Genomic DNA, 12,377 nt, shown 5'->3' on the forward strand with positions numbered 1-12,377 from the left:
ACAGGGCATGCGCGAAATCGTCCTCGATACCGAAACCACCGGCTTTGATCCCAAGTCCGGCGACCGCCTGATTGAAGTGGGCTGTATCGAGATTGTCGACCTGTTGCCGACGGGGCGGACCTTCCACCGCTATGTGAACCCCGAACGATCCATCCCCGAGGATGCGATCAAGGTTCACGGCATCACCGACGAGATGGTCAAGGATGCGCCCATCTTCGCCAAGATGGCCGATGAACTGCTGGAGTTTATCGGCGATGCGCCCCTGATCGCGCACAACGCCAGCTTTGACCGGAACTTCATCGACTGGGAACTGCTGCTGGCCCACAAGCCGCAGACGGGTGAAGCGCGCTGGATCGACACCCTGGCCATCGCCAAGTCTAAATTCCCCGGCCAGCCCAATACGCTGGATGCCCTGTGCAAGCGCTACAAGATTTCGCTGGCCGACCGGACCTATCACGGCGCCCTGATCGACGCCCGCCTTCTGGCCGAGGTCTATCTGGAGCTGAAGGGCGGCAAGGAGCGGACCTTTGATCTGGGCGGTGGTGCTGTCGCCAAGACCGGCGGCCCCGTTGTTCAGGGCCGTATCGAGTATGGCGCGCGCCCTCGCCCCCTGCCCTCACGCCTGACCCCGCAGGAAGACGCCGACCACCGCGCCTTTCTGGCCAAATGGGTCAAGGAGCCGGTGTGGACCCGCTTTGGTGTCGAGCCCGCGGCTAAAGAAGACGCCTGACAAAGAAAAAGCCCGCCGCTTTCGCGACGGGCTTTTCTATTTCCGATCCGGATGGGATCAGGCCTGACCACCTTCGGCCGGCGAGCCAGCGATCTGCTGCTGGCGGGCCATGTAGATGGCGGCAAAGTCGATCGGATCGACCATGAACGGCGGGTAGAAGCCGCCGTCAGCCGTGGCCTGGGCGATGATCTGGCGCGCGAACGGGAAGAGGTAGCGCGGGCATTCGATCAGCAGCATCGGCTCGACGTCTTGCGGAGCGACACCCGACAGGGCGAACAGACCGCCATAGACCAGCTCGACCTGGAAGACCGGGGTCTTGTCGTCGGTGGTGGCCTTGACCGAGATCTTGAGGTCGACCTCGAACAGGCCATCCGGACGGCCGCCGGCGTTCATTTCGACACCCATGTCGATCGACGGCTTGCCATCGATACGCAGGCTTTCCGGCGCCTTCGGGTTCTCGAACGAGAAGTCGCGGATGTATTGGGTGAGAATGCGGAAGCCCGGACCTTGCGGCTTGCCCTGAGCCTGATCGGCTTGCGGGTTCTGGCCGTTGGCGTCGGCGGGCGGCGTAGCGTCAGTCATTTGTGAGCCGTCTGAAGTGAAAGAAAAAAGCCCCCAAAGGGGCGGTTGTATGGGGTCGCGGTAGCACGCGAAGACCATGGGTCGCAACGGTTGGACCGCTTGTGTGACCCTTGATTGCCTTGCGTATGCCCCTATCGCCCCCTAATCACAGTATAAACTTGTGCGCCGCCACCGAATTTCAAGGCCGCCTTCTTCAGGCCGGCTGGGGTGGCAGGTGCCGGATACATCGAGGATTACCCGCGTCGTGAACTTTCAGATCGTCCTGTTTGCAGTCATCGCAGCGGTTTTGCTGTTCGCGCTCTACAATGTTCTCGGCAAGAAGGTCGGCCGTCAGCCCGAAGACAATGTGAACAAGGCCCGCGCCACCATCATGACGCCCGGCTTGCCCAAGGGTGCCGAGCTGAAGCCTGTTCAGGCACCGGCCATCAATCCGGCCCTTGCCGCGGCGATTTCGGGTCTGAAAGAGCGTGATCCGGCCTTTGATCCGGTGCGCTTTGTCGAAGGTGCCCGTCAGGCCCATGAAACCATCGTGCGCGCTTACGCCGCCGGTGACCGCGACGCCCTTCGTCCCCTGCTGACCGACAAGGTTATGGCCAGCTTCGACAAGGGCATCGCCCAGCGCGAGGTGGCGGGCCTGACCGAAAAGGTCGAGCTGGTCTCGCCTGCCCGTGCAGATATCGAACTCGCTACGGTCGAGGGCGATATGGCCCGCGCCCGCGTCCGCTTCCTCGCCGAAGTGCGCAGCGAACAGACCAACAGCGCTGGCGAAACCCAGACCGAAGAGCGCCGCACCGCCGAAATCTGGACCTTCGAGCGTCGTCTCGGCGCCAGCGATCCGAACTGGGCACTGGCCCGCGTCGAGGCGGCTACGGCCTGATGGCATCGGTGGCAGGGTTAGTAGGCGTGAAGCGTTTTCGTACCGGACTGTGGCTTGGCGCGGTGGCTGTCTTGATGGCGGCCTGCGTATCCAGCCCGAAACTGCCCCAGCCGCCCTATGGCCCGCCGGTACAGCCCCCCGTCTATAACCCGCCAAGCCAGCCGGTTCCGCCGGTGCAGCCCGCCCTGCCTCCGCAGGATGGCCCGCGCCCCTATGCCCTGCCGCTGTCGGCCCTGCCGGGTTGGGCCAGCGAGGATCATGCCGGCGCCCTTCGTGCCTATGCCGAAGGCTGCGGCGTAAAACGTGATGGTGCCCGTGCCTGCCAACAGGCCAAGGCCCTGATGGCGACCTATCCCGCCCCCTCCGCAGACGCGGCCAGACAGTTTCTGGAGCAGTGGTTCTATGCGGCGGAGGTCCGCAATGACGATGGCTCCAACGGCCTTTTGACCTCCTATTTCGCGCCCGAATATCCGGCCAGAGCCGTGCCGGATGCCGAGTTCGACGCCCCTGTCCTCAGCCGTCCTGCCAATCTGGCCTCGGTGGGGGATCGCCGCGCCATCGAAGCGGGATCGGCCCAGTCCTCGGCCTTGGCATGGATGCGGGCCGAAGACCTGTTCTTCCTGCAGATTCAAGGCTCAGGAAACCTGATCTTCCCTGATGGTACGCGTATGCGCGCGGCCTATGCCGCTGATAATGGACAGCGCTTTGTCGGCATTGCCCGTCCGATGGCCGAGCGCGGCCTGCTGCCTCAGAACGGAACGTCGGGCGATGCCATCCGCGCATGGCTGGCCCGTCATCGCGGGGCCGAGGCGCGCGAGGTGATGAACCTGAACCCGCGCTACATCTTCTTCACCGTGGCGCGGGACGATGGCCGTGAGGCCGTGGGCGCAGCAGGCATTCCGCTGACGGCGCGCCGCTCGATTGCTGTCGATCCTTCGCACTGGACCTATGGCGAGCCGGTATGGATCGAGGCCGATGGCGGCAATCTTATGGGTGCCCGCGGCAGCTATCGCGGCTGGGTGATGGCGCTGGATACCGGTTCGGCCATTCGCGGCCGTGTTCGCGCCGACCTCTATATGGGCACGGGCGATGCCGCCGGACAGGAAGCCGGATCGGTCAGGCACCCCTTGCGGATGTGGCGCCTGACCCCCGTTCAATAATGCTGTATTAGCGGCGCTTCAGCCCACCCAACACACCGCGCAACAGTTCGCGGGTGAGGGTACTGCCCGCCTGACGCAACACAGACTTGGTCAGGGCCTCCATCGGCGTCTGGCGGTTGGAGGCGCGTTTTGCGGGCGCGCGCGTGGTCTTGGCCGCTTCCTTTTCGGCCTTTTCACGGGCTTTCTGGGCCTCGGCGGCGGCCTTGGTCTCCGCATCGATGCGCTGGGCCTGAGCCTTGCGGGCCTTCAGGATTTCCTCGGCGCTCTCGCGGTTGATGGCGGCGTCATAGGCCGTGCCAATCGGCGAGGACTGGATCACCTGGGCGCGCTCGGCGTCGGTCGCCGGACCAAGACGCGAATCCGGCGGACGGATCTTGGTCTGGGCCACCACCGTCGGTGCCCCCTTTTCATCTAGCAGTGACACCAAGGCCTCGCCCACGCCCAGCGCCTGAATGGCGTCTGCGGTATCAAAGGCCGGATTGGCGCGGAAGGACTGGGCCGCGGCCCGTAGTCCCTTCTGCTCGGCGGGCGTATAGGCGCGCAGGGCGTGCTGGATACGGTTGCCCAGCTGGGCCAGCACGCTGTCGGGAATATCGGCGGGGTTCTGGGTGACGAAATAGATGCCGACACCCTTGGAGCGGATCAGGCGAACAACCTGCTCGATCTTCTCCAGCAGCCCCTTGGGCGCGTCCTTGAACAGCAGGTGTGCCTCGTCAAAGAAGAAGACCAGCTTGGGTTTGTCGGGATCGCCGACCTCGGGAAGCTGTTCGAACAGTTCCGACAGCAGCCACAGCAGGAAGGACGCATAAAGACGCGGGCTGTTCATCAGCCGCGTGGAGTCCAGCACATTGATCTGGCCGCGACCATCAAGTGCGGTGCGGATCAGATCGGTCAGACGCAGTGCGGGCTCACCGAAGAACGACTTGGCACCTTGCTGTTCCAGTTGCAGCAGGGCGCGCTGGATGGCGGCGACCGACTGGGGCGAGACATTGCCGACCTCGGCACCAATGGTCTTGGCGTTCTCCGAGACGTAGGTCAGCAGCGAGCGCAGGTCCTCGAGGTCCAGCAGCAGCAGACCTTCCTTGTCCGCGACGTGGAAGGCGATGGACAGCACGCCTTCCTGTACGTCGTTCAGCTCCAGCATCTGGGCCAGAAGCAGAGGGCCGATGTCCGACACCGTGGCGCGGATCGGGTGGCCCTTTTGGCCGTACAGGTCCCAGAATACCGTCGGCGCGGCCTTGCCGGTCAGGGTAATGCCCATCTTGGCGGCACGCTCTGCGAATTTCTCGGTGCCGCCATCCTGACTGACGCCCGACAGGTCGCCCTTCACGTCGGCGCAGAACACCGGGACACCGGCGTCAGAGAAGCTCTGGGCCAGAACCTGCAAGGTGACGGTCTTGCCGGTACCGGTGGCCCCCGCAACGATCCCGTGGCGGTTCGCACGGTTGAGCAGCAGCTTCTGGGGCTCTCCGTCAAACGAGGCACCAACGGTAAACGACAGGCTTTCAGTCATGGAGTATCTCCGATTGTCGCCTGCAGGCTGACGCGAGACGCCATGTGGGGCAAGAGCCAGTTTGGCCGATAGCGGAACTATCGGACATTTCAGAGATTGACCCTCCGCCCGCATGCCCGGAGATTGGCCCCATGAAACTACCGCTAAGCTCGAACGTCGCTCTCGTCTCTCGAAACGCTATCGTGCTGGTCGCGGTGGTCGCGGCAGGGGCGTCGCTCTATTGGCTGCGGGATATACTGACGCCGCTGGCCATGGCCATCTTCCTGATGATCATGATTGCGGGCATCGAGCGGTGGCTGGTCAACAAGGCCCGCGTCCCGTCGCGCTTTGCGGGGGCGATGGCGGTCGCCTTGGTGGTTCTCGGCTTTATCGGCTCGATCTGGATCATTATCGACGGGGCGGCCAGCTTCTTTACCGACGCCTCGGGCGTGGCGGGCAGTATCGGTCCGCGGATCGACCAGATCAGCCGTGATGTCAGCCAGATCTTCGGTGTCGCCAATCCGCCGACGTTGCAGGACATGGTGGCGGGCATCGACCTGCGCGGCTGGCTGACCACCGCAGCGTTTCAGGTTCAGGGCGCGGCCTCGGGCGCCTTTTTCGTCCTGATCTATCTGGGCTTCCTGATCGCCTCGCGTCAGGGCTTCAAGAAGAAGATCATCAACATGTTCCCCGACCGTGGCCGCCGTCAGGAAGCGGTTGAGGTGTTCGAGCGGGTCCGCGGCGGTGTCGAAGGCTATCTGTGGGTTCAGGCCGTCACGGGGGTGATGATCTGTTTCGTCGCCTGGATTTTGATGCGCGTCGTCGGTCTCCAGAATGCCGAGTTCTGGACCTTTGTGATCTTTGTCGTCGGCTTTATCCCGATCCTGGGCGGGGCCATCGCCGGTCTTGCCCCGCCGCTTTTCGCTCTGGTCCAGTTCGAGAGCTATGGGCCGGCCCTGATCCTGCTGATCGGCCTTCAGGTGGTGCTCTTCGTCGTCGGCAATGTGATCCAGCCGCGCATGCAGGGCGACAACCAGAACATCGATCCGATTGCCGTGCTTCTGGCTCTGGCCTTCTGGGGCAAGATGTGGGGCGTGGCCGGTATGTTCCTGTCGACGCCGTTGGCGGTGATGGCCATGGCCATCCTTGCGGAGTTCAAATCGTCGCGCTGGATGGCGGTTCTGCTGTCGGGCGACGGTAATCCCTACGCCGATACCGGAGAGTATCCCGAGCAGCGAAAGAAAGCATCGGTATTCAGCAGAGTTATGGAACGTATAAGACCAAAGTAGGGAAATGAACGAAATTTTTTCTTCGGTTGGACGTTGATTCGCCGCAATCGGTCCCTAAATAGACAATCACACGACGCGGCTCCTCCCCTCCCCCTCCCCTCGGAGCCGCTCGTAAATGGCCGGCGCTTCCCCTCCCCCTCCTATAGCGCCGGACTGAGCAGGCCGTCGGACCCGGTTCGACGGCCTTGTTCAATTCTGGTCCCAGGGGATCGGAAAAAGGGGTACCCCGCAGTGCGTCAAAGCTGACCTAACGTTACTCGTTGATCGATGAACTGTGAGCATAAACGTGCAACTTTGCGGCTTCTTTGCGGAAGAGGTTTCAATAGGTGGGCTGCTCGCGCAACATTGTGCGGTGCACAAGGGTTTTTGGACGATTAAAGGCCTAGGAATAAGTATTTAGCGCGTTAAGGTGGGTTTCATCTGGTGGCCCGAGGGCCCCGCTTGATGAGATTCTGACATGTCAGCCGCTTCGCGTTCTGCCCCTGCCGATCAGGCCAATCTGGAGGCGCTTGAAAAAGCCTTCTCCGAGGTTGCAGCAGGTCCGCCGGGTGCCGCAGAGCGTTCCCTGCTGTCGCAGGTGATCGATGACTATGAGGCAGACGAAACGCCGGATCTGGTGCTCGGCGATCTGGCATCTCTTCTGAACAATGTGTGGCAGCAGGCCAGCAAGCGTCAGGCCGGTGAGCCCGCCCTCGTGACCGTCGGTCCGCTGCTGGGTGCCTCGGGTCAGGCCACGGGCTATGATCAGGTCCTGATCCTTCAGGATGACGCGCCCTTCCTCGTCGACAGTGTTCTGGGCGAGCTGGCCGATGCGGGCGTGACCGTCCGCGCCTTCTACCACCCGATTGTCGAACTGGCCGAAGGTCGCCGCGACTCTCTGGTCATTCTGATCATCGATCCCCTGCCCCAGGAGCGCCGCGACGTTCTGGGCGAGGGTCTGGCCGCAGCGATGGCCGATGTGCGCGCCGCTGTCAGCGACCACGCCGCCATGATCGCCAAGATGCAGGAAGCGATTGCGCGCCTGCAGCAGGACGGTCAGGGCCGGGTCGATCCGGCTGTGCTCGAGGAAAATCTCGCCTTCCTGAGCTGGGTTAAGAGCGACCACTTCGTCTTCCTCGGTGCCCGCGAATATGACTATCCGAGCGAGCCGAACGGCATGGTCGGCGAAAGCGGTCAGGGTCTGGGCGTTCTCACCAATCCGGAACTGCGCGTGCTGCGCCGTGCGTCCGAGCCCGCCGTTCTGACCCGCGCCATGAAGGACGTGCTGGACCAGAGCGAGCCGGTAACGGTGGCCAAGTCCAATCTGCGTTCGCGTGTCCACCGCCGCGCCTATATGGATTACATCGGCGTCAAGCGTTACGGCACGGATGGCCGCGCTGTCGGCGAGACCCGCTTCGTCGGCCTGTTCACCGCCGAGGCCTATGACAAGATGGCCAAGGAAGTGCCGCTGATCCGGCGCAAGGTGGCCAATGCGCTGGAACGCGCGGGTAAGGCTCCGGGCACGCACAACTACAAGCGCCTCAAGAACATCCTCGAGAACTATCCGCGCGACGAGCTGTTCCAGATCTCGGAAGACGAGCTGCTGGATACGGCACTGGGCATCCTTCACCTGTATGACCGCCCGCGTATCCGCCTGTTCTCGCGCCGCGATCCGTTCGACCGTTTCGTCTCGGTGCTGGCCTTCATCCCGCGCGAGCGTTTCGATGCCGCCCTGCGCGCCCGCATCGGCGAAATCCTTGCCAAGGCTTGGGGCGGTCGTGTCTCGGCCTGGTATCCGCAACTGTCGGACCAGCCGCTGACCCGCGTCCACTACATCATCGGCGTGACGCCGGGCGATCATCCGGTGCCGGATGCCAAGGCTCTGGAAGCCGAGGTGGCCGAGGCTGGCCGTTCGTGGATCGACCGTTTCGAAAGCGCCCTGCGTGCAGCGGACTTCAATGAAGTGGCCGTCGGCCCGACCAGCGCCAAATGGGCCGAGGCCTATGGCGTGGGCTATCGCGAGCGTTACAGCGCCTCGGAAGCTGTGGCCGACCTCGAGCAGTTCGACCGTCTGAACGATGGCTCGGACGCCGATGGCATCAATGAGGAAGCCGTTGCGGTCCGTGCTTTCCGTACCGAGGCCGAAAGCCCGCTGCAGTTCCGCTTTAAACTTTACCGCCGTGGCGGCGTTGTGCCGCTGTCGGACGTTCTGCCGATCCTGGCGGACATGGGTCTCAAGACCCTCGAAGAGTCCGACCACGTCGTGCGTCCGACCGGCGACGAGCCGATCTATATCCACGACTTCCTGCTGGAAGACCCGCGCGGCGAGAAGCTGAGCTTCGCCGACATCAAGGCCCCGTTCGAGGCCGCCTTTGCCGCGGTGTGGAATGGCCGCACCGAAAGCGACGGCTTCAACCGTCTGGTGCTGGAACTCGGCATCGACTGGCGCGAGGTGGCCCTGATCCGCACCCTCGCCCGCTATCGCCAGCAGACGGGTCTTGATCCGTCGCAGGCGGTTCAGGAAGCGGCCCTGATCCAGTATCCGGGCGTTTCCCGCGCGATCCTGTCGCTGTTCGCCACCAAGTTCGATCCGGCCAAGGGCGGCGATGCGGCTTCGCGTGAAGCCGAGGTCGCCCGCATTCAGGCCGAGATCAAGGCCCTGCTTCAGGAAGTCTCCAGCCTCGACCACGACCGCGCGCTGCGCCGTTTGGCCGATCTGGTCGTCGCGCTGAAACGCACCAACTTCTATCAGGGCAAGCCGCACATCTCGATCAAGATCGCCCCGCGCGAGATCGAGGACATGCCGCTGCCCAAGCCGTATCGCGAAATCTTCGTCTGGGCACCGCACGTCGAGGGCGCGCACCTGCGCTTTGGTCCGGTGGCCCGTGGCGGCCTCCGCTGGTCGGATCGCCGAGACGACTTCCGCACCGAGGTTCTGGGTCTGGTGAAGGCCCAGCAGGTGAAGAACTCGGTCATCGTTCCGGTCGGCTCCAAGGGCGGCTTCTATCCGAAACAGCTTCCGGTCGGTGGTGACCGCGACGCCATGCAGGCCGAAGCCATCCGTGCCTATAAGACCTTCCTGTCCGGCATGCTCGACATCACCGACAATATCGTCGGTGAAGGTGCGCCGGTTCGCCCTGAAAACGTCATCGCCTGGGAAGGTGACGACCCGTATCTGGTGGTGGCCGCCGACAAGGGGACGGCAACCTTCTCGGACATCGCCAATGGCGTGTCGCAGTCCTATGGCTTCTGGCTGGACGATGCCTTCGCCTCGGGCGGCTCGGCCGGTTATGACCACAAGGAAATGGGCATCACCGCCCGCGGTGCATGGGAAGCCGTGAAGCGCCACTTCCGCGAGATGGGCAAGGACATCCAGTCCGAGCCGTTCACCGTGGCCGGCGTGGGCGACATGTCGGGCGACGTGTTCGGCAACGGCATGCTGCTCTCCAAGGCGATCAAACTGGTCGCTGCCTTCGACCACCGCGACATCTTCATCGATCCGAACCCGGATCCGGCCAAGTCGTGGGAAGAGCGCAACCGTCTGTTCAACACCCCGCGCACCAGCTGGCAGGACTATGACAAGTCGCTGATTTCCGCTGGCGGCGGCGTGTTCCCGCGTAACGCCAAGTCGGTCACCCTGACCCCGCAGATCAAGGAACTGCTGGACATCGACGCCGACACGGTCACGCCGCAGGAACTGATGCAGGCCATCCTGAAGGCCCGCGTCGAACTGCTCTACTTCGGCGGCATCGGCACCTATATCAAGGGTGCGGGCGAAACCAACGCTCAAGCCGGCGACAAGGCCAACGACAGCATTCGCATCAACGGCGGTGATGTCCGCGCCAAGGTCGTTGGCGAAGGTGCAAACCTTGGTGCTACGCAGGTGGGCCGTATCGAGGCCGCTCGTGCCGGCGTTCGCCTGAACACCGACGCCATCGACAACTCGGCCGGCGTGGACTCCTCGGACCACGAGGTGAACATCAAGATCCTGACCGGCGGTGCCATCGCCTCGGGCCACCTGAAGTCCGAGGACCGCAACGCCCTTCTGAAGTCGATGACCGAGGAAGTCGGCCTCAAGGTTCTGGCCCACAACTACGACCAGACCCTCGCCGTCAGCCTGCAACAGGCCGAAGGCGCGGCGGCTCTCGACGCCCAGCAGCAGTTCATGCAGTCGCTGGAAGCCGAGGGTAAGCTGAACCGCGTGGTCGAGTTCCTGCCGGATGACGCCAAGCTGGCCGAGATGAAGAAGGACGGTCAGGGCCTGACCCGTCCGGAACTGGCCGTGCTGACCGCCTATGCCAAGCTGGAGCTGTCGGACGACATCGTCGCCTCGCAGGCACCGGAAGACCCCTTCTTCGAGGAAAGCCTCGTCCGCTACTTCCCGGCCCCGCTGGCGAAGTTTGAAGCCGACATGGCTGGCCACCGCTTGCGCCGCGAGATCATCTCGACCGTTCTGGCCAATGAGATCGTCAACATGTGCGGCCCGACCTTCCCGGACCGCCTGCGCGCTGCCGCCGAGTGCGACACCACCGCCATGACGGTCGCTTTCGAGGCCGCCCGCCGTATCTTCCGCCTGAACGAGGCATGGGATGCGGTGTCGGCTCTGGACCTCAAGATTCCGGCAGAGGCCCAGCTGGCTCTCTATCAGGAAATCGCTGTGGTCCTGCGTCGCCAGACCTTCTGGCTGGCCCGCCGTGCGGCCCGTCAGGAAACCAGCGTCGGTGGTCTGATCGAGAAGTACCGTCCGCACGCCGACGCCCTGCGTCAGGCAGGGGGCGACGTGCTGTCGCGCTTCGAGCAGGGCCGTCTGGAAGACCGCGTCCAGCGCTTCATCGATCTGGGCGCGCCGGAAGAACTGGCCCGCACCGTGGCCATGCTGCGTCCGCTGGTGGCCACTGCCGACATCGGCGATCTGGCTGACGAAGCTGGCTGGTCTGCACCGGACATGGCCCGCCTCTATCACCAGGTCGGTGCCGCCTTTGACTTCGACCGTCTGCGCGCTGCCGCCAGCTCGGTGAAGTCGGGTGACCATTTCGACCGTCTGGCCGTGCGCCGTCTGGTGCAGGACCTGATGACCGAGGAAATGACCCTGACCCGCGCCGTCGCCAAGACCTGCGGTTCGGAAGTCGGCGAGACCGAAGCCAAGGCCGAACAGGCCGTGGACGCATGGATCGGCCAGCGTCTGCCGTCGGTCGAGGCCCTGCGCGCCTCGGTGGACGAGATCGAAGCCTCGGGCGCGGGCTGGACCTTCGCCAAGCTGACCATCGCCAATGCGGCGATCCGCGAGGTGATCTCCAGCGAGGCCTAAGCTTCGGTTGAGCTACAGATCAAAGAAGGGCGATCCGGAAACGGGTCGCCCTTTTTCCATGCCGATGACGAGGCCGTGAAAGGGCTTGGCCGACCGCCCCGCTTTGGTTTAGCTGACCTGTTGCAGCCTGATGGGAGAGGTTATTTGATCCGCAAATTTCTGGTCGTGGTCGACGATACGCCTGAAATGAACGCGGCCCTCGGCTATGCGTCCAAACGGGCGCGCTCGACGGGCGGGCGTGTGGTGCTGTTGCGCGTCACGCCCGAGGCGACGGACGAGCACTGGTCCGGTGTGCGCGATGAAATCCGCCGCCAACAGCGCGAGGAAGCCGAGGCCCTGCTGGCCAAGCTGTCGGACAAGGTGACGGCGCTGTCGGGCGCGACGCCGATCTTCCTGATCTATGAGGGCGATACGCTGGCGGCTGTGCGGCGGGCGGCAGCTGAGGATCCCGACATCAAGATCCTCGTCCTTGCCTCGGCCACAGGATCGCGCGGGCCCGGTCCGCTGGTGACCTCGATCGTTAACAAGGGCGTGGGCGTAGAGGGCCGCAAACTGCCGGTGACGATTGTGCCGGGGGAAATGACCGAGGCCGATATCGAGGACATGGCCTGACGGCCACGCCCTCTATTTATAACGTCAGATGACCTGTTCGACCGCGTTCACTTCGGGAACGTAGTGACGCATCATCTGCTCGACGCCCGACTTCAGGGTCGCGGCCGATGACGGACAGCCCGAGCAGGCGCCGCGCATACGGAGGCGCAGGATGCCCGTCTCATGGTCGAAGCTGTCGAACAGGATGTCGCCGCCGTCCTGAGCCACGGCCGGACGGATGCGGGTATCCAGCAGGTTTTTGATTTCGAGCGTGATCTCGTCATCTTCCTGCGGGGCGTGGGTGTCGGCAGCGTTTTCGTAACGCAGCAACGGAGCGCCCGAGACGAAGTGATCCATGATGACCGACAG

9 protein-coding genes are annotated in these 12,377 nt (G+C 63.8%); 6 read left to right on the plus strand and 3 right to left on the minus strand.

Translation table 11 applies throughout. The features are described from left to right. Positions 1-7: 7 nt before the first annotated feature. A complete protein-coding gene (gene dnaQ, locus Q0Y42_RS08580; protein ID WP_297802417.1) occupies positions 8-730 on the plus strand; it encodes a DNA polymerase III subunit epsilon in 723 nt (240 codons plus the stop codon). A 57-nt stretch (positions 731-787) separates the two neighbouring features. Here the strand turns inward: dnaQ and secB are convergent, their stop codons facing one another. After that, positions 788-1,312 carry a protein-export chaperone SecB gene (gene secB, locus Q0Y42_RS08585; protein ID WP_297802420.1) on the minus strand — a complete coding sequence of 175 codons (525 nt, stop codon included), beginning with the start codon at positions 1,310-1,312 and terminating at the stop codon, positions 788-790. A 244-nt stretch (positions 1,313-1,556) separates the two neighbouring features. Between secB and timA the strand changes: the two genes are divergently transcribed. Both timA and Q0Y42_RS08595 read left to right on the plus strand, forming a co-directional pair. Then, positions 1,557-2,189 (plus strand): TIM44-related membrane protein TimA, encoded by a 633-nt coding sequence (gene timA / locus Q0Y42_RS08590; RefSeq protein ID WP_297802423.1) that lies wholly within the window; start codon positions 1,557-1,559, stop codon positions 2,187-2,189. A 26-nt stretch (positions 2,190-2,215) separates the two neighbouring features. After that, complete coding sequence (locus tag Q0Y42_RS08595; RefSeq protein WP_297802426.1) at positions 2,216-3,349, plus strand: MltA domain-containing protein; 1,134 nt, start codon at positions 2,216-2,218, stop codon at positions 3,347-3,349. 7 nt (positions 3,350-3,356) lie between these two features. Here the strand turns inward: Q0Y42_RS08595 and Q0Y42_RS08600 are convergent, their stop codons facing one another. Continuing rightward, complete coding sequence (locus tag Q0Y42_RS08600) at positions 3,357-4,862, minus strand: helicase HerA-like domain-containing protein (protein ID WP_297802429.1); 1,506 nt, start codon at positions 4,860-4,862, stop codon at positions 3,357-3,359. A gap of 131 nt (positions 4,863-4,993) precedes the next feature. On the opposite strand from Q0Y42_RS08600, the gene Q0Y42_RS08605 reads away from it, so the two are divergent. The 3 genes from Q0Y42_RS08605 to Q0Y42_RS08615 all read left to right on the plus strand — a co-directional run bounded on the left by Q0Y42_RS08605 (position 4,994) and on the right by Q0Y42_RS08615 (position 12,029). Further along, the gene (locus Q0Y42_RS08605) at positions 4,994-6,130 is read left to right on the plus strand and encodes an AI-2E family transporter (protein WP_297802432.1); all 1,137 of its coding nucleotides are present in this window, start codon (positions 4,994-4,996) and stop codon (positions 6,128-6,130) included. 457 nt (positions 6,131-6,587) lie between these two features. Then, entirely contained in the window at positions 6,588-11,417 is a 4,830-nt protein-coding gene (locus Q0Y42_RS08610) for an NAD-glutamate dehydrogenase (RefSeq protein ID WP_297802435.1), read from the plus strand. A gap of 144 nt (positions 11,418-11,561) precedes the next feature. After that, positions 11,562-12,029, plus strand: coding sequence for a universal stress protein (locus tag Q0Y42_RS08615; RefSeq protein WP_297802438.1), 468 nt, complete (start codon positions 11,562-11,564; stop codon positions 12,027-12,029). Between the two features lie 24 nt (positions 12,030-12,053). Here the strand turns inward: Q0Y42_RS08615 and Q0Y42_RS08620 are convergent. After that, positions 12,054-12,377, minus strand: a 324-nt coding sequence (locus Q0Y42_RS08620; protein WP_297802441.1) for a NifU family protein, incomplete at its 5' end; no start/stop codon positions are given.

The organism is uncultured Brevundimonas sp., assembly GCF_947305955.1.
GTDB lineage: Bacteria > Pseudomonadota > Alphaproteobacteria > Caulobacterales > Caulobacteraceae > Brevundimonas.